This is a genomic window from Glycomyces sp. TRM65418, from assembly GCF_019710475.1.
In the GTDB taxonomy this organism is placed as follows: Bacteria; Actinomycetota; Actinomycetes; order Mycobacteriales; family Micromonosporaceae; genus Glycomyces.
Genome location: NZ_JAJFAX010000001.1, coordinates 379,104 through 401,262 on the forward strand (window position 1 = coordinate 379,104; position 22,159 = coordinate 401,262).

General features: G+C 72.8%; 18 protein-coding genes and 1 pseudogene. 11 read left to right on the forward strand and 8 right to left on the reverse strand.

The genetic code is table 11. The features are described 5' to 3' along the window. Window positions 1-1,155: an epoxide hydrolase family protein gene (locus K3N28_RS01715; protein ID WP_228090744.1), complete on the reverse strand. Its 1,155-nt coding sequence runs from the start codon at window positions 1,153-1,155 to the stop codon at window positions 1-3. Between the two features lie 199 nt (window positions 1,156-1,354). On the opposite strand from K3N28_RS01715, the gene K3N28_RS01720 reads away from it, so the two are divergent. Then, on the forward strand, window positions 1,355-3,541 hold the full coding sequence (locus tag K3N28_RS01720) for an HAD-IA family hydrolase (protein WP_228090745.1): 2,187 nt from the start codon (window positions 1,355-1,357) through the stop codon (window positions 3,539-3,541). A gap of 221 nt (window positions 3,542-3,762) precedes the next feature. Then, on the forward strand, window positions 3,763-4,368 hold the full coding sequence (locus tag K3N28_RS01725; protein WP_228090746.1) for a bifunctional 2-polyprenyl-6-hydroxyphenol methylase/3-demethylubiquinol 3-O-methyltransferase UbiG: 606 nt from the start codon (window positions 3,763-3,765) through the stop codon (window positions 4,366-4,368). Window positions 4,369-4,439: 71 nt separating this feature from the next. Here K3N28_RS01725 and K3N28_RS01730 read toward each other — a convergent pair whose 3' ends face one another. Continuing rightward, complete coding sequence (locus tag K3N28_RS01730) at window positions 4,440-5,036, reverse strand: DUF3558 family protein (RefSeq protein WP_228090747.1); 597 nt, start codon at window positions 5,034-5,036, stop codon at window positions 4,440-4,442. Between the two features lie 207 nt (window positions 5,037-5,243). On the opposite strand from K3N28_RS01730, the gene K3N28_RS01735 reads away from it, so the two are divergent. Next, window positions 5,244-5,984, forward strand: coding sequence for an SDR family NAD(P)-dependent oxidoreductase (locus K3N28_RS01735; protein WP_228090748.1), 741 nt, complete (start codon window positions 5,244-5,246; stop codon window positions 5,982-5,984). Window positions 5,985-6,012: 28 nt separating this feature from the next. Here K3N28_RS01735 and K3N28_RS01740 read toward each other — a convergent pair whose 3' ends face one another. The 5 genes from K3N28_RS01740 to K3N28_RS01760 form a co-directional block, all read right to left on the reverse strand. After that, entirely contained in the window at window positions 6,013-6,171 is a 159-nt protein-coding gene (locus K3N28_RS01740; protein WP_228090749.1) for a hypothetical protein, read from the reverse strand. A 98-nt stretch (window positions 6,172-6,269) separates the two neighbouring features. Next, window positions 6,270-7,010, reverse strand: a complete 741-nt coding sequence (locus K3N28_RS01745) for a halocin C8-like domain-containing protein (protein ID WP_228090750.1) — start codon at window positions 7,008-7,010, stop codon at window positions 6,270-6,272. A gap of 603 nt (window positions 7,011-7,613) precedes the next feature. Continuing rightward, on the reverse strand, window positions 7,614-7,778 hold the full coding sequence (locus K3N28_RS01750; protein ID WP_228090751.1) for a hypothetical protein: 165 nt from the start codon (window positions 7,776-7,778) through the stop codon (window positions 7,614-7,616). 284 nt (window positions 7,779-8,062) lie between these two features. Next, window positions 8,063-10,111 (reverse strand): beta-galactosidase, encoded by a 2,049-nt coding sequence (locus tag K3N28_RS01755; protein ID WP_228090752.1) that lies wholly within the window; start codon window positions 10,109-10,111, stop codon window positions 8,063-8,065. Window positions 10,112-10,276: 165 nt separating this feature from the next. Next, window positions 10,277-10,423, reverse strand: coding sequence for a hypothetical protein (locus tag K3N28_RS01760; protein WP_228090753.1), 147 nt, complete (start codon window positions 10,421-10,423; stop codon window positions 10,277-10,279). A gap of 227 nt (window positions 10,424-10,650) precedes the next feature. On the opposite strand from K3N28_RS01760, the gene K3N28_RS01765 reads away from it, so the two are divergent. The 8 genes and pseudogenes from K3N28_RS01765 (at window position 10,651) to K3N28_RS01800 (ending at window position 20,810) form a co-directional block, all read left to right on the forward strand. Further along, a complete protein-coding gene (locus K3N28_RS01765) occupies window positions 10,651-11,322 on the forward strand; it encodes a GPP34 family phosphoprotein (RefSeq protein ID WP_228090754.1) in 672 nt (223 codons plus the stop codon). Window positions 11,323-11,357: 35 nt separating this feature from the next. Continuing rightward, window positions 11,358-12,857 carry an APC family permease gene (locus K3N28_RS01770; RefSeq protein WP_228090755.1) on the forward strand — a complete coding sequence of 500 codons (1,500 nt, stop codon included), beginning with the start codon at window positions 11,358-11,360 and terminating at the stop codon, window positions 12,855-12,857. Then, window positions 12,847-13,419, forward strand: coding sequence for a GNAT family N-acetyltransferase (locus K3N28_RS01775; protein WP_228090756.1), 573 nt, complete (start codon window positions 12,847-12,849; stop codon window positions 13,417-13,419). The genes K3N28_RS01770 and K3N28_RS01775 overlap by 11 nt, the downstream gene beginning before the upstream one ends. A gap of 136 nt (window positions 13,420-13,555) precedes the next feature. Continuing rightward, on the forward strand, window positions 13,556-14,563 hold the full coding sequence (locus K3N28_RS01780; RefSeq protein ID WP_228090757.1) for a pirin family protein: 1,008 nt from the start codon (window positions 13,556-13,558) through the stop codon (window positions 14,561-14,563). Continuing rightward, window positions 14,560-14,898, forward strand: coding sequence for a GNAT family N-acetyltransferase (locus tag K3N28_RS01785; protein ID WP_228090758.1), 339 nt, complete (start codon window positions 14,560-14,562; stop codon window positions 14,896-14,898). Before K3N28_RS01780 ends, K3N28_RS01785 begins: the two co-directional genes overlap by 4 nt. Beyond that, a pseudogene (locus K3N28_RS01790) lies at window positions 14,874-19,500 on the forward strand (ATP-dependent helicase). Before K3N28_RS01785 ends, K3N28_RS01790 begins: the two are co-directional and overlap by 25 nt. Window positions 19,501-19,614: 114 nt before the next feature. Beyond that, window positions 19,615-19,938, forward strand: a complete 324-nt coding sequence (locus K3N28_RS01795) for a helix-turn-helix transcriptional regulator (RefSeq protein WP_228090760.1) — start codon at window positions 19,615-19,617, stop codon at window positions 19,936-19,938. Then, entirely contained in the window at window positions 19,935-20,810 is an 876-nt protein-coding gene (locus tag K3N28_RS01800) for an SRPBCC family protein (protein ID WP_228090761.1), read from the forward strand. The genes K3N28_RS01795 and K3N28_RS01800 overlap by 4 nt, the downstream gene beginning before the upstream one ends. 190 nt (window positions 20,811-21,000) lie before the next feature. Here K3N28_RS01800 and K3N28_RS01805 read toward each other — a convergent pair whose 3' ends face one another. Then, the gene (locus K3N28_RS01805; protein WP_374209666.1) at window positions 21,001-22,143 is read right to left on the reverse strand and encodes a Gfo/Idh/MocA family protein; all 1,143 of its coding nucleotides are present in this window, start codon (window positions 22,141-22,143) and stop codon (window positions 21,001-21,003) included. Window positions 22,144-22,159: the final 16 nt, after the last annotated feature.

Consider the following 22,159-nt stretch of genomic DNA (forward strand, 5'->3'; position numbering starts at 1 on the left):
TCATCGTGCTCCGGCGCGGTCGCGCAGGGGGCGGAAGCAGTCGCGGAGGTCTTGGACGAGGAGGTCGGGGGCCTCCATCGCGGCGAAGTGGCCGCCTCGGTCGAACTCGGACCAGTGGACGATCCGGTGCCTGCGTTCCAGGAGGGGGCGAACGGCCGGGTCGTTCGGGAAGACGGCGACGCCGGTCGGCACCTCGGACCGCTCGGGAACGGGTTCGTCGCGCACCGCCCGGTATTGGTGCGCCGAGGTCGCACCCGTGCCGGTGAGCCAGTAGAGGGTGACGTTGGTGAGCAATTGGTCGACGTCGACGGCGTCTTCGGGGAGATCGGCGGCGGGGTCGGTCCAGTCCTTGAACTTGTCGGCGATCCACGCGAGCTGACCGACCGGAGAATCGTTGAGGGCGTATGCGAGCGTCTGCGGCTTGGTGGACTGGAGGTCGGCGTAGCCGGTGCCGTCGCGGACCAGATCGCGGACGCCGTCGAGGCGGGCGCGCTCGGCGGGGGTGAGCGCGGCCAGGTCGGCGTCGCCGGCGGCGGGCAGCTCCAGGCCCCCGTTGATGTGGACGCCGACGACCCGGTCGGGGGCGAGGCGGCCGATCGCCGGTGAGACCTTGGAACCCGTGTCACCGCCGTGGGCGCCGAAGCGGTCGTAGCCGAGCCGGTCCATGAGCACCAGCCAGGCGGCGGCGATGCGGGCGTGGTCCCATGCGGGCGCCGACAGCGGCGTCGAGAACGCGAAGCCCGGCAGGGACGGGGCGACCACGTGGAACGCGTCCGCCGGGTCGCCTCCGTGCGCTCGAGGATCGGTGAGGGGGCCGAGGATCCGCGTGAACTCCACGACCGACCCGGGCCAGCCGTGGGTGATCACGAGCGGCAGCGCGTCGGGTTCGGGCGAGCGCACGTGGAGGAAGTGCACGCGCTGGCCGTCGATCTCGGTGAGCCCCTGCGGGAACGCGTTCAGGGCGGTCTCGTGGGCGCGCCAGTCGTAGCGGTGCAGCCAGTGGTCGGCGAGCTGCTGCAGGTAGGGCACCGGGACGCCGGGACTCCAGCCCGGTTCGGGACTGGCGGCGGGCCAGCGGGTGCGCCGCAGCCGGTCCCGCAGGTCCTCGAGCGCGGCCTCGGGGATGTCGATGCGGAAGTCGGCGATCGGTTCCATGGCAGTCCTTTCGTCCGGCGTCAATGCAATCAGAGCGAGGCGAGGGCGTCCTCGTTTCGCGCAGGACTCGACGGCGCGAAGTCGCTCGGAGCCCGGGCGGCCGCGTTCAGGTGCTCGGCGATCGGCTTCGCCCTCCGGTTGCGGTGGGCCCTCGGCCCTAATATACTCGTCACACAAGTTTATTAGAGGCGGGTGCATCATGAGGAACTTCGACACGATCAGAGCCGTCCTGTTCGACATGGACGGCACGTTGGTGGAGTCCGACGCGGCCGTCGAGCGGGCATGGGAGGCCTGGGCCGTCGAGTACAGCGTCGAGCCGTCCGCCGCGCTCGCCATCGCGCACGGCGCGCCGGCCCCCGACACCGTGGCGAAGCTCCGCGCCGACCTGGATCCGGCCGACGTCGCCGCCGCCGCGGCGCGACAGCTCGAACTGCAGTACGACGACCTCGCGGACGTGACGGCCACGCCCGGCGCGCACCGGCTGATCGGCGTCCTGGACCGACTCGACCTGCCGTGGGCCGTGGTCACCAGCGCCGACGGCCGTCTCGCTCGCGCCCGCCTGGCCGCCGCGGGCATCACACCGCCGCTGCTGCTCACGGTCGAAGACGTCACCCGCGGCAAACCCGATCCCGAGGGCTACCTTCTGGCCGCCGACCGGCTCGGCGTCGACCCGGCGGACTGCCTCGTCGTGGAGGACTCCGAACCCGGTCTCGCAGCCGGACGAGCGGCCGGCGCGACCACCGCCTCGCTGCGCGGCCTCGACGCCGACCTCATCCTGACCGACCTGGGCCGGCTGGCCCGGCTGCTGCGGCGACACCACGATCCGTCCGGGTGGTGGCAGGACGCGGCCGGGTACCAGGTCTACCTCCCGTCCTTCGCCGACAGCGACGGCGACGGCTGGGGCGACCTGCCCGGCGTCGCAGCGCACCTCGATCACATCGCCGCCCTCGGCGTCGACATGCTGTGGCTGACGCCGTTCTTCGCCTCGCCCATGCGCGACCACGGCTACGACGTCAGCGACTACCTCGCCGTCGACCCGAGCTTCGGCGGCGAGCAGGCCCTCGACGACCTGATCGCCGCCGCGCACCGGCGGGGCCTGCGCGTCATCGGCGACCTCGTCGTCAACCACACCAGTGACCGGCACCGGTGGTTCCGGGAAGCGGCGGCGAGCCGCGAGAGCCGCTACCGCGACCACTACATCTGGCGCGACCCCGCACCCGGCGGCGGCCCGCCGAACAACTGGCTCTCGCACTTCGGCGGCCCGGCATGGACCTACAGCGAGGCGACCGGCCAGTACCATCTGCACCTGTTCAAGGCCGAGCAGCCGGACCTCAACTGGCGCAATCCCGCCGTCGCCGAGGCGATCGACGCGGTCATCGAGCACTGGCTCGATCGCGGCCTCGACGGCTTCCGCATCGACACCGCCGCGTACCTGGTCAAGCATCCCGACCTGCCGAGCAATCCCCTTCTGCCGCCGGGCGAGCGGTATCTCAGCGGCACCGTGGCCGCGGACTGGGCCCTGCAGGACCACCGGTACGACATCCACCAGCCCGACGTCCACGCCGTTCACGAGCGCTGGCGTCGCGTCGCCGATCGGCACGGCGCGCTGCTGGTCGGCGAGATCTACGAGACCGACCCGGCCGCTCTGACGGCTTACCTCGCCGCCGATCGGCTGCATTCGGCGTTCTGGTTCGGACTGCTCACCGGCGAGTTCGATCCCGCCGCCACCCCGGCCGAACTGCTGGCAGCCGCGCAGACGTCACCGGGGCTGTCATGGGCGCAGGGGAACCACGACTGCCGTCGCGCCGCCACCAGATTCGGGGCCCGCCGATCGCTGGCCCTCCATGCGATGACGGCGTTCCTGCCCGGCCTCACCTGGATCTACCAGGGCGAAGAACTCGGACTCGAGGACGGCGTCGTGCCTCCCGAACGAGCCGCCGACCCGTTGGCGACGGCGCACCCCGAATCGAGTCGCGACAGCGCCCGCACGCCGATGCCCTGGGACGCCGGGCCGGGACTCGGATTCACCACGGGAGAGCCGTGGCTGCCGCTCGGAGGGCGAACCGAAGCCGATACCGTCGCGAGCCAGGAAGAGGACCCGAACTCGCCGCTGCGGACCATGCGACGGCTCATGCGCGTGCGCCACGCCGTCCTCGACGATCTGCCGAAAGGGCTGGACGACTGGCAGGTCGACGACGGCGTGGCCGCTTTCCGTCGAGGATCCGTCCAGGTCTTCGCGAACCTCGGAGCGACCGCCGTCGACGGCGTGGCCCCCGCAGGGCCCGTGGTGTTCGACAGCGACGACCACCGGGTCACTCCCGAAACCGCCTCCAGTGGACCGATCCGGCTCGCCCCGGGCCAGGCCGTGGTCGCCTTCACGGCGTGAGCCGATCGCCGGGCGTGTCGCCGACCGAACGGCGGTGTGCTGACGAGGCGCAGCTGGTCGTGGCGCCGCCCAGCCGACATCATTTGCCGGTTCGGCAAGAAAATTTGCCGGGATCCGGTTGCAGCGGGGACGATGGCCGGACCGGGATCGGGCCTCGGCGCGCCGCGTGAGCGCCCGTCCCATTCCCGGTGCAGGCCTTCCGACGACCAGGGCAGGGATACATGGACGCACGATACTGGGACGAGCGATACGGCAGCCGCGATCAACTCTTCAGCGGCGCGCCCAACGGGGTGCTCGTCGCCGAGACCGCCGACCTGCCGCCGGGACGGGCACTCGATGTCGGCTGCGGCGAAGGCGGCGACGCGATCTGGCTGGCCCGGCGGGGGTGGCGGGTCACCGCCGTCGACCTCTCACAGGTCGCACTCCGACGCGCTGCCGCGGCAGGAGCGGACCTGGCCGACCGGGTGACCTGGACCCGAAGCGACCTCGCGGCCGCGCCGCCGCCGAAGCACGCGTTCGACCTGGTTTCCGCGCAGTACTTCCCGCTTCCGAAGCAGCCCGACCACGCCGCGCTGCGCGGCCTGCTGGACGCCGTCGCACCGGGCGGCACCGTGCTGATCGCGAGCCACGACCTCGCCGACCTCGGCCACCTCCGGGACGAAGGCGTCGACCTCGCCGACTTCTACCAGCCCGCCGACATCGCCGGTCTCCTCGGCGGCGACTGGGACGTGCTGGTCAATGAGACTCGCCCCCGAACCCGCCCGGGACCGGAGGGGACGCGCCACACCCGCGACACCGTCCTGCGCGCTCGGCGCCACGACCGATAGCGGCGGTCTGCGGTCGGGTCGAAGCCGCGCGGAGATCGCATGCGGAGGCGTTCCCCGCGGTCGAGCGGCGTTCAGCCGCCGGTTTCGAGGTGCGCCAGGGCGCGTTCGGCGAAGGCGGTTCCCAGCGGGCACAGGGTCGACTGGTGCTCTTCCCCGCCGATGGTCGTGATCAGGATCGACTGGTCCGGACGGGTCGCGACGACGGTGAAGCAGATCGCCTGGAACTCTTCCTGGATGACGGTGTAGCCGTCGATCGCGGCGTCCGTGTCGCGGCCGTCCTCCCAGTCCTCTGCGACCGTCTCGGCGCTCTCCGAAAGGTGGACGACGATGCCGGCGGAGACGCCGTCGCGGGTCTCCCAGTTGCAGCTCTTGCCGGAGTCGCCTTCGCTCGGTTCGGGATCGGTGAGGCCGAGGGCGAAGGCGTCCATGTCGTCGATCGCCGTGCAGGGATCCTCGGCCAGTTCCTCGAGCGTGACGGGCTCGGGCGTCGGCGTGGCGTCGGGCTCGGCGGATTCGCCCGAGGCGGAGGGCGCCCTCGAACCGCCAGCGGCCGGGTCCTCGTCGTCGGAGCCGCATCCGGTGATCGCCAGGCCGAGCAGGACCGCGGACGCGATGCCCGCCGCCCGCCGCAGTCCCCCGGTCTCCCGCCGTGCAGATGAAAGGCGCATGTCCGGAAGGTAGACCGGCCTCCTCGGGACCGGTCCCGGCGTGGCGGGGGCGTCAGCGCGAAGGCGTCTTCACCGGGACGTCCGGACGGCCGCCGCCGCGGGCCGGTCGGCCGCGTCCTCGCAGGCTGACGTCGGGGCTCGGATTCGGCGGCGAGTCGGTGACGGAAGTGCCTGCGGCCCTGCTCATCAGAGCGCTACGGTGGGCCGATGAACCGATTCGAAGGCAAGGTCGCCATCGTCACCGGCGGCGCCAAGGGCATCGGAGCGGCCTGCACCGCTCGTCTCGCGAGCGAGGGCGCGGCGGTGTACGTCGCCGACGTCGACGAGGAGGCGGGTGCGCGCATCGTCGAGGAGACCAAGGGCGAAGTCCACTTCAACCGATGCGACGCCTCCAGCGCCGCCGACTGGACGGCGGTGTCCTCGGCCGCGCTCGACGTCCACGGACGCATCGACGTCGTCGTCTCCAACGCCTTCGCCAGCGTTCCCGGCGCCCCCCACGAACTGTCCGAAGCGGACTGGGACCGGACGGTGGACGTGACGCTGAAGGCTACCTACCTCGGCGTCAAGGCCTGCATCGAGCCGCTGCGGGCCGCGCGCGGCGCGGTCGTGGCGGTCTCCTCCGTCCACGCCCACCGCTCGCATCCCGGTTACACCGCCTACGCCGCCGCCAAGGGCGGGCTCAGCGCGCTCATCCGGCAGCTCGCCGTCGAGTACGCCCCCGAGGTCCGGTGCAACTCGGTCGCGCCCGGCCCCATTCTCACCACGCACTGGGCAGGCACCTCCGAGGAGGAGATCGCCCGCGCCGGCGGCACCACCCTCGTCGGCCGCGTGGGCCGCCCCGAAGAGGTCGGCGCCGCCGTCGCCTTCCTCGCCTCCGAGGAGGCGAGCTATGTGACCGGCGCCGAACTGCCGGTCGACGGCGGGTGGCTCGCCTTCAAGCCCGAGTGAGGCACGGGCGCGCCGCCGCGCGCCCGGTTCAGCGGCGGCCGATGGCGAAGCCGATGAGCAGCCATCCGGCGGCCGCGGCGAGGCCGATGACGACGGCCATCGCGATGCGGTCGAGCATGACGTAGAAGCCGATGCCGAAGACGAGCGCCATGATGACGGCGCCGCCGAAGCGGACGGTGTTGGACATGGGTACCTGCCTTTCACTGGTGTGGAAGCGGTTGCGCACGCCCGGCGCGCCGAACGGGGTCCCCCGTTCCGTTCGGCGCGCCGGGCGTGCGCGGCGAATCACCCGCAGATGGCCTCAGTGGCGGCCTGGCATCCCAGGAAGGCGATCAGGGAGCACACGGTGGCGCAGCCCAGTCCGCCCGGTCCCGAGACGAGTCCGAGGGCGATGCAGGCGCCGTAGCAGCCGGCGCCCCCGCCTGTCGCGCAGAGTGCCCCGACGGCCCATTCGCACACCCCCTGCTGCGACATGTCGTCGCCGGCGGCCAAGGCCTCGGCCGCCTCCTTGCACTCGGCGTCGGCCGTACCGCTGTCGGCGGCCGCGGTCATCTCGCGGTATTCCGGAGCGGCGGTCAGCTCGCCGTCGGACCCGATGGTGCCCTCGTAGACCGCATCGCCTTGGTCGAGCACCGTGATGTCCACGGCGTGGGGGTCGGCCCCGCGGCCGACCGTGGGAGTGAAGACCATGGTGCGGTCCCACAGGACCTGGTCGTCGGCGAGGTCGACGAAGTAGAGGCTCACCCGGGAGTGCTCGGGGTCCAGCGAGTTCACGGCCACGCTGGCGTAGTCGCCCTTGACGTTGACGATCGCCTCGTCGAAGTCGAACGGCGCGTCGGCCGACTCGTCCTGTTGCGCGAACGCCGCCGAGTCGGCGACCACGGCCTTCGCTTCGGTCTGCTGCTGCGAGGTGCCGGTGGAGTCCGGCGGATCGGGAGTTTGCGGCGCCGGGGGCCCCGCCTGGGCCGACGCTCCGATGCCGAGGAGCGCGACCAGCGCGGTGACGCACAATAGCAGTCGCTTCATACGGTGTTTCTCCTTGCTCTGGGCAGAGATGGCAGAGGCGGCAGTCTTCTCATGTAGACAGTCGACTGGTGAGGGTCATCCGCCTCCCTACCGTCGTACCATCTCTGGCAAAAGCACACAAGACAGACAAGTGTGCCATTTTGATTCCCGTTCGGTCCCAAGGCGATCGAGCGATTTCCCCAATGGTGCGATCGGGACGCGTTCGACGGTTGCATCCATAGAGGCCTGTTGTCGGCGTCCGGGGCGCGGCGGGCGAATGCGATGCGCGTCGCCTCGCCGAGCGGCCCGGACGCCTGTGGCGGAGGGGGCCCGTGAGGCCTCCGATCACGAAGTGCCCGGGGAGGTCACGCGATCGTCGCGAGGTCGCCGCGGCGCGCGCGCAGGAGCCGCCCATGCCGAAAGCCTCCGCGCCGCGCTCGCCTTCGGCTCACCGACCGCGATGCCGCGGTCTCATGGGCTCGACGGAGCGGGAAGGGAGGCCGGAGGTCTCAGGCGGTGCGTCGGGGACCGCGGGACGGAGGTGGGCGGGCGTGATCACGCCCGCCCACTTCGCCGACGCCGGTCGAACGGCTCCGATGCGGAGCGGACCGGCGGTTCAGAGGATCAGAATCCGGCGTCGATCGTCGGCGCCGCGAACGCCGTCAGGGCGAAAGCGGCCGCCAAGAGCGCGATGCCGACGCCGCGGGTGCGGCGGGACGGCAGGGGTAGCGCGGCGACGACCAGCAGGATGATCGCGATCAGGTAGAACACGGCTTGGAATGTGGCCATGGTGGACTCTCCAGGAGTGGGCGAAGGGCGGTGTGCGGTCCGCCGCGTCGGTTGCACGGCGAACATCGACTTGCTTCAATGATACGACCAAAATGGATAGAAGTCCACCGATTCGTGCGATCTCGGCCCGCTTTCGGCGATCTCGCCGCACCCGGCCGGCCGCGTCGCCGATTCGCCGGAGCGGACGTCGCGGTCCCGGCGTCGACTGCGGGCCCCGAACCGCTGGGCGGCCCGCATCGCCGAGGGGGGGCCGGGTGTTCGCCCGGCCCGCCCTCGGCTCGGGTTCAGGACGCGCCGCCGCCCTTGCGGGGGCGCCGCACGATCGCGGTCCCGTGCGGGTCGAGTTCGAGGCGCTCGCCGCCGAGGTCGACGACCGCCCCGGTCGGGTTGCAGTTCAGGACGAACACGTGGTCGGTGTCGCCGTCGGTGCGGAGCTGGGCGGTCACGCCCGCGGGCAGGTCCGCGTCGAGCGCCCGCTCGACGCCGGCCTCCGCGATCACCTCGCGGTAGAAGTCGGTGAGGAAGTCCGCGCCGGTGCGCGCGGCGACGAAGTACGCCCTGCCTTCGCCGTGGCGGTTGACGGTGAGCGCCGGGCGGCCCGCGTAGAAGTCCGCGCCGTACGTGCCGAGGACCTCGGCGCCTTCGGCGTGGATCAGCTCGCAGAGGTCGAACGCCTCGTACTCCTTGCCGTTCCAGGCGACGGCGTTCCGGTCCTCGGGGTAGAGGGCGTCGATCTCCTCGGCCCAGACGCCGAGCGTGCCGCGGAGCGGCCCGGGGAAGCCGCCGAGGAACGTGCGGTCGTTCTCGTCCACATAGCCGGAGGCGTAGGTGGCGACGAGGGTGCCGCCGCGTTCGACGAACGCGTTCACGGCTTCGGCCACCCCGGGCCGGAGCATGTAGAGCATCGGGGCGACGAGCACGCGGTAGCGGTCCAGCTCCCCCGGTGCGGCCAGGAGCGAGCCGTCGAGGACGTCCACGGGGACGCCCTGCTCCCAGAACGCCTGGTAGTGGTCGACCACCGTGCGCACGTAGCCCGTGCGCTCCTGGAGCATGCCCTTCATGTCGTCCAGGGCCCAGCGGTTGTGCCAGTCGTAGACGAGGGCGACGTCGGCGGGCGTCGTGGTGCCGACGACCGCGTCCAGCCCGGCGAGGCGCTCGCCGACCTCGGCGACGTCGCGGAAGACCCGCGTGCGCTCGGTGCCCTCGTGGTCCACGATCGCGCCGTGGAACTTCTCGGAGCCGCCGCGTCCCTTGCGGAACTGGAAGTACTGCACGGTGTCGGCGCCGTGGGCGACCGCCTGGATCGACTGGAGCATGTGGACGCCGGGACGGTGGAGCTTGGCGACCGGCCGCCAGTTGGTGGCCGAGGGCGAGGACTCCATGAGCATGAACGGCTTGCCTTTGAGGCTGCGCGTGAGGTCGTGGTGGAAGGAGGCCTCGACGCCGGTGCGCACGTCCCGCTCGGTGTCGCTCCACTGCGGGTAGGAGTCCCACGAGACGACGTCGAGCACCTGCGCGAGCCGGTAGTAGTCGATGCCCGGATAGGTGCCCATGAGGTTGGTCGTGCACGGGACCTCGGGCGCGGCCGCCTTGAGCGGCGCGGCCTCGTGGAGGTAGAAGTCCGTGAACTGCTCGGTCGTGAAGCGCATCCAGTCGAGCTTGAGGCCGTGGATGTCCTGCTCGCCGCGCCAGTGGGCGCTCGGGGACTCGATGTGCGACCAGTCGCTGTAGGTCTTGGCCCAGAACGCGGTCCACCAGGCCTCGTTCAGCTCGTCGAGCGAGCCGTACTTCTCCTGGAGGAACGCGCGGAAGCGCTCCTGGCAGAGGTCGCAGTGGCATTCGCCGCCGTATTCGTTGGAGAGGTGCCAGACGCCGAGCGCGGGGTGCCCGGCGTAGCGTTCGGCCAGGGCCGTGTTGATCGCGAGGGTCTTCTCGCGGTACACCGGGGAGGTGAGGCAGTGGTTGTGGCGCCCGCCGTGGAGGTTCTTGGTGCGGTCGGCGTTCACGCGCAGGACCTCGGGGTAGCGGTGGCTCATCCAGCCGGGGCGCGCGCCGGAGGGGGTGGCGAGCACGGCGGTGACGCCGTTCTCGGCCATGAGGTCCATGATCTCGTCGAGCCACCCGAACTCGTATCGCCCCTCTTCGGGTTCGAGTGCGGCCCAGGCGAAGATGCCGACCGAGAGGGTGTTGACCCCGGCGAGCCGGGCGAGGCGCATGTCCTCCTTCCAGGTGGTGTCCTTGGACCTGATCCACTGGTCGGGGTTGTAGTCCCCGCCGTGCAGGAGGTGGGGGACGCCCTTGACGATGGGCGCGTGGCGGAGGATCCGGCTCACGAGTCGTACTTCCTTCGATCGACGATGAAACTTTATCGATAAAAATCCTAGGGGCGCGAGGCCGTTTGTCAAGCCCGATCCCGCATGCTCGACGGTCGCGCGGAGCGGGCCGAGGGTCGCGACGGGATCGGTCGAGCGCTTCGGATCACCGCGGAGGCGAGCGGATCACGCCAGGTCGGCCGGCGCCGGGGCGCCGATCTCGGCGCCGAGCCGGCGCGCCTCGCCGCGGCGGCTCCGGAACGTCGCCGTGTCGCCTTCGGCGGGGGCCGGGCCGGTGGGGACGCCGAGCGGCTCGGCGGGGCCGCGCGGCAATGGGACCAGAGGGACGAATCCGCACTTCACTCGGGGGCGCCGGTGCGGCAGACGGTTCACACGGGAGGCCTCGGCGGATGTCCGCCCAGTTCAGAGGCGCGAATGAGCACTCGAGTGCATTCGGTGCGTTCAGGGGAGGAATACGGGGAATACCGATATGCGTCGCCAAAACGCGTGACCGTATCATAATCCGATCGAATGGCTTTGTACTGGAAGGATCACTCCCGGTGCCCGACGCGCCCACCCCCCGGCTCATTTACGACGCGTTTCTCATCACCGCCCACCACGACTTCTACAAACCCGCGGTCTCGCCCCATGTGAGCGGACTGGGGTTGGGCGCCGCGCTCTTGGCGGAACTGGTGATCTCCGGCCATCTCGCCGTGCACGCCCAAGGCGGCGAAGACCTGGTGTTCCCCGGACCGCGCGGCCAGCCGCCGCAGGACTCCCTGGGGCTGTGGCTGGTCGAGCTGGTCCGCTCCGAACAGGACCAGCTCGCGGTGCCCCAGTGGCTCGAATACCTCGCGATCGCCGACGTCCAGACCAAGACGGCCGAGCACATGGTCGTCGCTGGGCTGCTGCTGCGGTCCGAGCGGCGCAGCCGCTGGCTGCAGCGCACCCAGGTCAGCTACGAGGCGGCCGACGCGCTCATCGCCCAGGCCCCCCTGGCCCGGATGCGCCGCCAGCTGTCCACGATGGATCAGCGCATGCCCCTGGTCGACGCCTTCCTCCTGGCGGTGACCGAAGCCGTCGGCCTGTCCAAGCCCCTCTACTCCCAGCTGCCCTCCGGCGCGCGCGACTACGCCGACGGGCACCTGCGCGTGCTGCCCGCACCGCTCCAGACCCTCCGCGGCCACCTCATCGCGGCCGTGGCCGACAACGCCATCACCGGCAACCTCTGAACGAACCGCTACCCCCCGTAAGGAGACCACGTCCCATGTCCGCACCTCCTGCACCCTCCAGTGTGGTCCAATCCGCACTGGCCCGCGACAAACTCGGCACCCTCAGCCTGCTCCACTTCTCCCTCACCGCCGCGACGCCGCTCACGGTGATCGCCGGCGGCGTCGTCGTCATGTTCGCCATCGCCGGCCAGATCGGCATCCCCCTCGGATACGTGATCATCGCCGTGTCCCTGTGGCTGTTCAGCGTCGGCTACACCGCCATGGCCCGCCACATCTCCAACGCCGGAGCCATGTACGCCTTCATCGCCCGGGGCCTGGGCCGCGTCCCCGGCGTCGCCGCCGCCTGGGTCGCCGCCACCTCCTACTGCGCCCTCCAGGCCAGCCTCTACGGTCTGCTCGGCATCACCGCCGAGGGCCTGTTCGCGCGCGCCGGACTCGAGCTGCCGTGGTGGGCCTTCGCGCTCGCCGCCTGGCTGCTCGTCGGCCTGCTCGGCACCCGGGCGGTCGACATCAACGCGAAGGTGCTGGCCATCCTGCTCGCGGTCGAAGTCGCCGTCATCCTCCTGTTCAGCGTCTCGAACTTCGCGCACCCCGCCGACGGCCTCTCGTTCGCCCCGCTCTCCCCCACCGCGCTCGGCGGCGAGGCCGCCGGGGCCGTGCTGGCCCTGGCCGTCATCGGCTTCATCGGGTTCGAGTCGCCCACCGTCTACGGCGAGGAGGCCAAGGACCGCAAGCGCACCGTCGCCAGGGCCACCCTCGCCACGATCGGCATCCTCGCGTTCATCTACATCGCCGCGTCGTGGTCGATCATCACCGCCGTCGGCGACGACAACGTGGTCGCCGCCAGCGCCGACCCGGACCTCATGTTCACCCTCGCCGGGGAACAGCTCGGGAGCGCGTGGGTGACGATCGGCCAGGTGCTGCTGCTGACCTCGGTCACCGCCGCCTCGCTGAGCTTCCACAACACCACCGCCCGGTACCTGTTCGCGCTCGGACGCGAGCAGGTCGTCTTCTCCTGGCTCGGCCGCACCTCGGTGCGCACCTGCGCGCCGGTCGCCGCCTCGATCACGCAGACCGTCGTCGGCGGCCTCGTCATCGTGCTCTGGGCCGTGCTCGGCCTCGACCCGCTGGTGCACCTGTTCTACTACCTCGGCACGTCCTCGGGGATCGGCCTGATCGCCCTCATCCTGACCTGCGGCATCGCCGTGGTGGTGTACTTCGCGCGGGATCGGCGCGACGAGTCGCTGTGGGCCTCCAGGATCGCGCCGACGCTCGCGGTGCTCGCGATGGCCGGGGTCATGTACCTGTCGGTCGCCCACTTCCACACGCTGCTGGGCGTCGAGCAGGGCTCGCTGCTGCCGCGGCTCGTGCCGATCCTGTTCGCCGTGCTGGCGCTGCTGGGCGCGGGCTGGGCGGCGTACCTGAAGCGGGGGAGGCCGGAGGTGTACGCCGGGATCGGCCACGGCGCGAAGGCGCCGCTCGTGCAGGCCGCCGAGCGGACCGCCGTCCCGGTGGGGGTCACCGGTGACCGTTGACGCCTATCGGACCGTGGCGGCCATGCTCGCCGTGGAGTTCAACGACCTGCCCACCGCGCGGTGGCTCGTGGACGACCCCGACGAGCGCCTCAGGGCGGTCCGGGGCCAGTTCGAGCTGATCGTCGAGCACGCGCTGGGGCACGGCGGCGTGGTCACCTCCGGCGACCTCGACGGCGCGGTCGTCTGGTTCGACCACACCGTGCCCCCGCCGCCGGTCCCGGATTACGACGAGCGGCTTCGCGCGGCGTGCGGCGCGCACACCGACCGGTTCCACCGCCTGGACCGGGTGATGGAGGAGCACCACCCCGGCGATCCCCACCATTATGTGGCGCTGGTCGGCGTGCGCAAGGAGCGGCGCGGCAACGGCATCGCCTCGGCGATGCTGCGCCGCCACCACCGGGTGCTCGACCGGGACGGGATCCCGGCGTACCTCGAAGCGGTCTCGCCCGAGACGGCGAAGCTGTACGAGACGCTCGGGTACCGGGCGCACGGCGAGCCGTACGGGCTCGAACCGGGCGGTCCGTTCCTGTATCCGATGTGGCGGGAGCCGCAGACCGGCTGAGCCGCGATCGCGGCGGGCCGGCGGCCCGCCGCCCGTTCCGCTGCGCGAGGCGGGCACCGTCGACCGAGCGGTGCCCGCCTCGCGGCCGTGGCATGCTGGTCGACGTGACAACTGATGCGAGGGCGAGGGCGCCTCGGTGAGCAACGTGGAGACCGACCCGGTGGCCGTGCGCTGCGGCGAGGACGGGTCGCAGGAGGCGGCGCGGGTCGAGGTGCTCACCGCGCGGGACGTGCCCTTGGGCGGGGTGCGGGCGCTGCACGTGCGGCGGACCCTGCCGCAGCGGGCGCGGACCCTGATCGGCGCGTGGTGCTTCGCCGACCACTACGGTCCCGTCGACGTCCCGTCCTCGGGCGGCATGGACGTGCCGCCGCATCCCCACACCGGCCTCGCCACGGTGAGCTGGCTGTTCAGCGGCACCATCGAGCACCGCGACAGCCTCGGCACCCACGCCCTCATCCGGCCGGGCGAACTCAACCTCATGACCGGCGGGCACGGCATCAGCCACTCCGAGGTCTCCACCGCGGACACGGCGGTCCTCCACGGCGTCCAGCTGTGGGTCGCCCTGCCCGAGGCCCACCGGAACGCCGACCGGGACTTCCGGCACCACGCGCCCGAACCGGTGCGCGTCGACGGCGCCGAGATCCGCGTCTTCCTCGGCTCGCTCGCCGGGGACACCTCCCCGGTGCCGACCTTCACGCCGCTGCTGGGCGCGCAGATCGACCTCGAACCGGGCGCCCGCGTCACCTTGGAGGCGGACCCCGCGTTCGAGCACGGCCTGCTCGTCGATGCCGGGGACGTCCGTTTCGCCGACACGGGCCTGCGCCCGACCGAACTCGGCTACGCGCCGTGCGGCCACGGCGCCCTCACGCTCGCGAACGAGTCCGAGCGCCCGGCGCGGACGATCCTGCTCGGCGGCCCGCCGTTCGAGGAGGCGATCGTCATGTGGTGGAACTTCATCGCGCGGACCCATGAGGAGATCGTCCAGGCCCGGGAGGACTGGGAGGCCGCCGCCGACCGCTTCGGCGCCGTCGAAGGCTATGCAGGGCAGCGGCTTCGCGCGCCCGCCCTGCCGAACGCCGTCCTCACGCCGCGCGAGAACCCTCGGCGCGACCGGACCGAGAGCGGGAAGGCGGGCGCCTCGTGAACGGGGCGTCGACCGAGCCGGTCGTGGACCGCGTGGACGGCGAGCACCGGTACGCGATCACCGTGGACGGGCGGCGCGCCGGCTTCACCGCCTACCGCGACCAGGGGGACCGGCGCGTCTTCTTCCACACCGAGATCGACGACGCCTACGCCGGACGGGGCCTGGCCGCGCACCTGGTCGAGCGGGCCCTGACCGACGTGCGCGACTCCGGGATGCGGGTCGTGCCCGTCTGCCCCTACGTCGCGAAGTTCCTCGAACGGCACGGCGAGTTCGCCGACATCGCCGACCCCGTGACGCCCGAGATCCTGCAATGGCTCGAGACGGCGATCGCTTGAACGCCGAGGACCGGCCGCCGCATCCAGGGCTCGACCGGTTCTCCCCCGCCACCGCCTCGTGGTTCGCCCGCGAGTTCGGCTCGCCGACCGCCGCCCAGGAAGGGGCCTGGACGGCGCTGGCCGAGGACGAGGACGTGCTCGTCGTCGCGCCGACGGGTTCGGGCAAGACGCTCGCGGCGTTCCTGTCGGCGCTGGACGACCTGGCGTCCGCGCCGCCGCCCGAAGAGGCCAGGCGGCGCTGCCGGGTCCTGTACCTCTCGCCGCTCAAGGCCCTCGGCGTGGACGTCGAGCGCAACCTGCAAATGCCGCTGGCGGGGATCCGCGCCGAGTGCGGGCGGCTCGGGCTGCCGGAGCCGGAGATCCGCGTCGGGGTGCGGTCGGGCGACACGCCGCAGTCCGAGCGGCGCTCGATCGCCGAGCGGCCGCCGGACATCCTGATCACCACGCCCGAGTCGCTGTTCCTCATGCTCACCTCGAAGGCGCGGGAGGCGCTGCGCGGCGTCGAGACGGTGATCCTCGACGAGGTGCACGCCGTCGCCGGCACGAAGCGGGGTGCGCACCTGGCGCTCTCGCTGGAGCGCCTGGACGCGCTGCTGCCGCGGCCCGCCCGCCGGATCGGCCTCTCCGCGACCGTGCGCCCGGTCGACGAGGTGGCCCGCTTCCTGGCGCCCCAGCGGCGCGTCGCGATCGTCCAGCCGCCGTCGGACAAGGTGTTCGACCTGTCGGTCGTCGTACCGGTCGAGGACATGGGCGACCTCGGCGAGACGACCGGCCGGTCCTCCTCCGCACGGGAGGCGCGCGACCGGCTCCATCTGGCCGCACGTCGAAACCCGGATCGTCGACCTGGTGGAACGGCACCGCTCGACCATCGTCTTCACCAACGCGCGCCGCGTCGCCGAACGGCTGTCGAACCGGCTCAACGAGATCGCATACGAGCGGATGCACGGCGGACCGCCGCCGGAGGACCACGCGCCCGCCGAGCTGATGGGGAGCGCCGCGGCCGCCTCGGGCGTCCCGTCCGTGCTCTCGCGCACCCACCACGGCTCGATCGCGAAGGAGCAGCGCGCGCAGGTCGAGGCCGACCTCAAGGCCGGGCGGCTGCGCGCCGTCGTCGCGACGTCCAGTCTCGAACTCGGCATCGACATGGGCGCGGTGGACCTGGTCGTCCAGGTCGAATCGCCGCCGTCGGTCGCCTCCGGGCTCCAGCGCGTGGGCCGCGCGGGCCACCAGGTCGGGGCCGTCTCCCGGGGCGTCATCTTCCCGAAGGTCCGCGGCGACCTGATCCAGTCGGCGGTGGTCGCCGAGCGGATGCGCACCGGCGCGATCGAGGCGCTCAGGATCCCGGTCAACCCGCTCGACGTGCTCGCTCAGCAGATCGTGGCGATGGCCGCGATGGACGAATGGCCGGTCGATCGGCTGCTGGCGCTGGTGCGCCGGGCGGCGCCGTTCGCGTCCCTACCGGATTCGGCGTTCGAGGCCGTGCTCGACATGCTCGCCGGACGCTATCCCTCCGACGCGTTCGCCGAGCTGCGTCCGCGCCTGGTCTGGGACCGCGTCGAGGGCACCGTCACCGGACGGCCCGGCGCGCAGCGCCTCGCCGTCACGTCCGGCGGGACCATCCCCGACCGCGGCCTGTTCGGGGTCTTCCTCGCCGGAGCCGACCCGAAGCGCGGCGGCGGCCGCGTCGGCGAACTGGACGAGGAGATGGTGTACGAGTCCCGCGTGGGCGACGTGTTCACACTGGGGACCTCCTCATGGCGGGTCGAGGAGATCACCCGCGACCGGGTGCTGGTCTCCCCCGCGAGCGGCGTGCCCGGGCGGCTCCCGTTCTGGAGGGGCGACGGGCTCGGCCGCCCGTTCGAACTCGGCCGCGCCGTCGGCGCGTTCGTCCGCGAACTCACCGCCATGGACGAGTCGGCGGCCCGTGCCCGGCTCGACGCGGCGGGCCTCGACGAGTTCGCCGCCCGCAACGCCGTCGCCTACCTCGAGGAGCAGCGCGAGGCCACCGGCCACGTCCCCGACGACCGCACCGTCGTCGTCGAGCGGTTCCGCGACGAGCTCGGCGACTGGCGCATCGTGGTCCACTCGCCGTTCGGCGCGCAGGTGAACGCCCCGTGGGCGCTCGCGATCGGCGCGCGGCTGCGCGACCGGCACGGCGTCGACCCGCAGCTGATGCACCACGACGACGGCATCGTGCTGCGCCCGCCCGACGCGGACCTGTTCGCGCCGCCGGGCGAGACGGACGCCGATATCGCGCCGGTCGGCGCCGACGACCTGGTGTTCGACCCCGACGCGATCCGCGAACTGGTCACCGAGGCCGTCGGCGGGTCCTCGCTGTTCGCCTCCCGGTTCCGCGAAGCCGCCTCACGGGCGCTGCTGCTGCCGCGCCGCCGGCCGGGAAAACGGCAGCCGCTGTGGCAGCAGCGGCTGCGCTCCTCGCAGCTGCTCGACGTGGCCGGGGAGTTCCCGTCGTTCCCGATCGTGCTCGAAGCGGTGCGCGAGGTGCTGCAGGACGTGTACGACGTCCCCGGGCTGGTCGCGCTCATGGCCGACCTCGCCGCGCGCAAGGTGCGTCTGGTCGAGGTCGCGACCGCCGAGGCGTCCCCGTTCGCCCGGTCGCTCCTCTTCGGATACGTCGCCCAGTTCATGTACGAAGGGGACTCGCCGCTGGCCGAGCGCCGCGCCGCCGCGCTCGCGCTCGACTCCCGGCTCCTCGCCGACCTCCTGGGCGAGGTCGAGCTGCGCGAACTCCTCGACCCCGAGGTCGTGGCCGCGACCGAGCGGGAGCTGCAATGGCGGACCGGGGACCGCCGGGCACGCGACGCCGAGGGCGTCGCCGACCTGCTGCGCCTGCTCGGCCCGCTTCCGGACGACGAACTGGCCGAGCGCGGCGCCGAGCCCGCATGGGCCCGCGAACTCGCGGAAGCCGGCCGCGCCGTACGGGTCCGCATCGCCGAGCGCGAGCATTGGGCGGCGATCGAGGACGCGGGCCGCTTGCGCGACGCCCTCGGCACCGTGCTCCCGCCGGACGTCCCGGAGGCCTTCACCGAGCCCGCCGCCGACCCGCTCGGCGACCTCCTCTCCCGCTACGCCCGCACCCGCGGGCCGTTCACCACCGCCGAGGCCGCGGCCCGGTTCGGCCTCGGCGCCGCCGTGGCGGCGGACGGCCTGCAGCGGCTGGCCTCGGCGGGCCGCCTGGTGGAAGGCGAGTTCCGACCCGGCGGGCAGGGACTGGAGTGGTGCGACGCCCAGGTGCTGCGGCGATTGCGCCGCCGCTCCCTCGCCGCGCTCCGCGAAGCGCTCGAACCCGTCCCGCAGTCCGCATTGGCGTCGTTCCTGCCGCAGTGGCAGCACTTCGGCGAGCTGCGCGGCGTCGACGGCCTCGCCCGCGCCGTCGAGCAGCTGCAGGGCGTCCCCGTGCCCGCCTCCGCGCTGGAGCGGCTCATCCTGCCCGCCCGCGTCGCCGACTACCGCCCGGCGCTCCTGGACGAGCTCACCGCCTCCGGCGAAGTGCTGTGGGCCGGGGCGGGCGCGACCGCGGGCAGGGACGGCTGGGTCGCCCTCTACCCCGCCGAGACGGCCTCGCTGCTCCTGCCCGAGCCGCGACCGCTCGACCGCACCGACCTGCACGACGCGCTGCTCGACGCCTTGGCGGGCGGCTACGGGCTGTTCTTCCGCCAGCTCGCCGACCGCGTCCGCGCCGAAGGCCGCCCCGACGCCGACGACGGCGCCCTCGCCGGGGCCCTGTGGGACCTGGTCTGGGCCGGTCGCGTCACGGGCGACACGCCCGCGCCGCTGCGGGCGTTCCTCGGCTCGGGCCGCACGGCGGGCGCCTCGGCCCACCGCGCCGAGCGGCCCTCGCCCCGCGGCCGGTACGGCGTCCTGCCCGGCGTTCGGCGGGAGCTGCAGCGCGGGCCGGGCGCGTCGAGCCTGCCCGAGGTCGCCGGGCGCTGGTCGCTGCTTCCCGAGCCCGAGCCGGATCCCACGGTCAGGGTGCACGCGCTCGCCCGCGCGCTGCTGGACCGGCACGGGGTCGTGACGCGCGGCGCGGTCGCCGCGGAGGACGTCGAGGGCGGTTTCGCGAAGGCGTACCGGGTGCTGTCGGTGTTCGAGGAGACCGGCCGGGCCCGCCGCGGCTACGTCGTCGAGGGGCTCGGCGCAGCGCAGTTCGCCATGGACGGCGCCGTGGACCGACTGCGCGCCACCGCGAGTCAGGGCGATGCGGCGGCCGGCGCGAGGGTGCTGGCAGCGGCCGATCCGGCCAACGCGTACGGGGCCGCCCTGCCGTGGCCCGAGCCGCCCGCCGGCGCGAGCCACCGGCCCGGCCGCAAGGCCGGTTCACTGGTGGTCCTGGTCGAGGGCGAACTGGTCCTCTACGTCGAACGCGGCGGGAAGACGCTGCTCGTCTGGCCCGGCCGGGCCGGTGACGCGGCGACCGCGGCGGCGTGCGCCGCCTTGGCGGCGGCGGTCCGCGCGGGCGGGGTGGAGTCGCTCCACGTCGAACAGGTCAACGGCGTCTGGGCCCCGACCTCGCCGCTGGCTCCGCTGCTCGAATCAGCCGGATTCCGGGCCACCCCCAGGGGTTTCCGCTTGCGCGCGTAGCGGATCGGCAGCGCGAAGTCGGCGGTGCCGGACGGCCGCGCAGACGGCCGCCGACGACTGGCCGCCCCATAATATGAATTTGACAGTATATACATTCTAGAGTATGTTAGCTTCATGCTGTCGATATTCGAGGTGCTGTCGCTGCCGGCTCGGCGGGAGATCATCGAGCGGCTCCGCGACGGCCCGAAATCGGTCGGCGAGCTCGCCGACGAACTCGGCGTCGGCCAACCGGTCATGTCGAAGCACCTGCGGGTGCTTCGCGACTCGGGATTCGTGACCGTCCGGGCGGACGCGCAGCGCCGCTGGTACGAGCTTCGTCCCGAGCCGCTGCGGGAGGTGGCCGAGTGGGTCGAGCCCTACCGATGGATGTGGGAGGGCCGGCTCGACCGGCTGGGCGAGCGACTCGACGCCATGCGAGACGAGGAGGAGAACCGATGAACGATCCCGAACTGCTCACCGACCGCGAGCGACCGGCCATAAGGGTGGAGCGCCGATACGAGCATCCGATCGACCGGGTGTGGCGAGCCGTGACCGCCGCCGAGCACCTCGCGCAGTGGTTCCCCGCGGCGGCCGAAATCGATCTGCGGCCGGGCGGACCGGTCCGCTTCGACGGGTTCGAGGACGATGCGGCCTCCGGGCGGGTGCTGGAGGTCGATCCGCCCCGGTACCTCTCGTTCACGTGGGGGGACGACCGCCTCGAGTTCGAGCTGCACGAGCGGGACGGGCGGACGGACTTCGTCCTGACCCACCACTTCGACGACCGGGCGGGAGCGGCGAGCTTCGCGACCGGCTGGGAGACGTGCCTCGCCGGCCTGGGCGAGGTCCTCGCCGGGGCCGAACCCGGCGAGCCCGGCAGGAGCGTCGAGCGGCACGAGGAACTCGTGGCCCGCTTCCGACTCGACCGGCCGGAGGTCACCCGCGGCGGTACGGGCTGGCACGTCAGGTTCGAACGGCAGCTCACGTGCCCGGCCGAAACGGCCTGGGACCTGTTCTTCGGCTCCGATCCGGCGGGCGGGGAGCGGCGGCGGGCGCCCGCGGTCGGCGAGGAGTTCCGCGCCCGCGAGACGCCCGAGGTCGTGCTCGGGACCGTCACCGAGGTCGACGCCCCGCGGACGTTCGCGTTCAAGGTGGCCGACGGCGAACCGGGAGACGCGGTGCGGCTGCGGCTCGGTGAGGGCACCGGCCACGGCGCGCGGCTCTTCCTCGAGGTGCGCGGCGGCGAAGAGGCGGAGCTCGATCGGGCCGTCGACCGATGGGGCGCCGGAGCGGTGGCCCACGTCGCCCGCGAAGCCGCCCGCCTCGCGGCCTGAGCGTCACTCGTTCCGCGCGATGCCGCCCGGCCGGCGAACCCCGGCGGTGCGGGCCGTCGCCGGCCTCCGGCTCGGCCTCTGCAAGGGCCTGGGAGTCCCGCCGCGCTGATCGTCGCCGCATGTCCGCACGACGCTCAGGGGCCGTCGCATCGGCGACGGCCCCTGAGCGTGGCAACGTTCCGAGTCGGACTCAGACGGCCGTCCAGCGGCTCTCATCGGCGGCGCTCGCCTCGACCGCCGCCAGGACGCGCTGGACCCGCAGGGCGTCCGCGAACGACGGGGCCGGGCGCTCACGGTTCGCGATCGCCCCGACGAGGTCCACCACCTGATGGGTGAACGCGTGCTCGTAGCCGAGCCCGTGCCCCACCGGCCACCAGTTGCCCGTGTACGGGTGCTCCGGTTCGGTGACCTGGATGCGGCGGAAACCGGCGTTCGGCTCGTCGGCCGCGTCGTAGAACCACAGCGCGTTCATGTCCTCGAAGTCGAACGCGAGCGCGCCCTTCGAGCCGTTGAGCTCCAGTCGCATGGCGTTCTTCCGGCCCAGCGCGAACCGGGTCGCCTCGAAGACGCCGACCGCACCGCCCTCGAACCGGGCGGTGAACATCGCGGCGTCGTCCACCGTGACCGGGCCGCGGGGGCCGTCGACCCCGCCGTGGCCGCCCAGGCCGACGAACTCGCCGCCGACCGGTCGCTCCTTGACGAACGTCTCCATCAGCGCCGAGACGCCGGTGACGTTCGCGCCCGCGATCCACTGCGCGGCGTCGACGATGTGCGCGCCGATGTCGCCGAGGGACCCCGAACCGGACTTCGACTTGTCGAGCCGCCACGTCAGCGGCGCGTCCTCGTCGGTGAGCCAGTCTTGGAGGTACTGGGCGCGCACGTGGCGGATCCGCCCGAGCGCGCCGGATTCGACCAGGCGCTTCGCGAGCGAGAGCGCCGGGGTGCGGCGGTAGCTGAAGCCGCACATGGCGAACGCGCCGCGGGCCTCGGCGGCCTCCGCGGCCGCGGTCATCCGCTCGGCCTCGGCCACCGAGTTCGCCAGCGGCTTCTCGCACAGCACGTGCTTGCCCGCTTCGAGCGCGGCGATCGCGATCTCCGCGTGCAGGTCGCCCGGCACGCAGATGTCGATCAGGTCGATGTCGTCGCGCTCGACGAGCCGCCGCCAGTCGGTCTCGGTGGAGTCCCAGCCGAGCGTCGCCGCCGCGGCGGCGACGCGTTCGGGGTCGCGGCCGGCGACGGCGGTCATGCGGGGTGCGAGCGGCAGGTCGAAGAAGCGCGGCGCGGTCCGCCACGCGTGGGAGTGGGCCGCGCCCATGAAGGCGTAGCCGACCATGCCGACATTGAGGGTT

Bases quoted from the DNA above. Each gene is read 5' to 3' on its own strand.
- K3N28_RS01715 (WP_228090744.1), bottom strand. From the start codon at position 1,155: ATGGAACCGATCGCCGACTTCCGCATCGACATCCCCGAGGCCGCGCTC.
- K3N28_RS01720 (WP_228090745.1), top strand. From the start codon at position 1,355: ATGAGGAACTTCGACACGATCAGAGCCGTCCTGTTCGACATGGACGGC.
- K3N28_RS01725 (WP_228090746.1), top strand. From the start codon at position 3,763: ATGGACGCACGATACTGGGACGAGCGATACGGCAGCCGCGATCAACTC.
- K3N28_RS01730 (WP_228090747.1), bottom strand. From the start codon at position 5,036: ATGCGCCTTTCATCTGCACGGCGGGAGACCGGGGGACTGCGGCGGGCG.
- K3N28_RS01735 (WP_228090748.1), top strand. From the start codon at position 5,244: ATGAACCGATTCGAAGGCAAGGTCGCCATCGTCACCGGCGGCGCCAAG.
- K3N28_RS01740 (WP_228090749.1), bottom strand. From the start codon at position 6,171: ATGTCCAACACCGTCCGCTTCGGCGGCGCCGTCATCATGGCGCTCGTC.
- K3N28_RS01745 (WP_228090750.1), bottom strand. From the start codon at position 7,010: ATGAAGCGACTGCTATTGTGCGTCACCGCGCTGGTCGCGCTCCTCGGC.
- K3N28_RS01750 (WP_228090751.1), bottom strand. From the start codon at position 7,778: ATGGCCACATTCCAAGCCGTGTTCTACCTGATCGCGATCATCCTGCTG.
- K3N28_RS01770 (WP_228090755.1), top strand. From the start codon at position 11,358: ATGTCCGCACCTCCTGCACCCTCCAGTGTGGTCCAATCCGCACTGGCC.
- K3N28_RS01795 (WP_228090760.1), top strand. From the start codon at position 19,615: ATGCTGTCGATATTCGAGGTGCTGTCGCTGCCGGCTCGGCGGGAGATC.
- K3N28_RS01800 (WP_228090761.1), top strand. From the start codon at position 19,935: ATGAACGATCCCGAACTGCTCACCGACCGCGAGCGACCGGCCATAAGG.
- K3N28_RS01805 (WP_374209666.1), bottom strand. From the start codon at position 22,143: ATGGTCGGCTACGCCTTCATGGGCGCGGCCCACTCCCACGCGTGGCGG.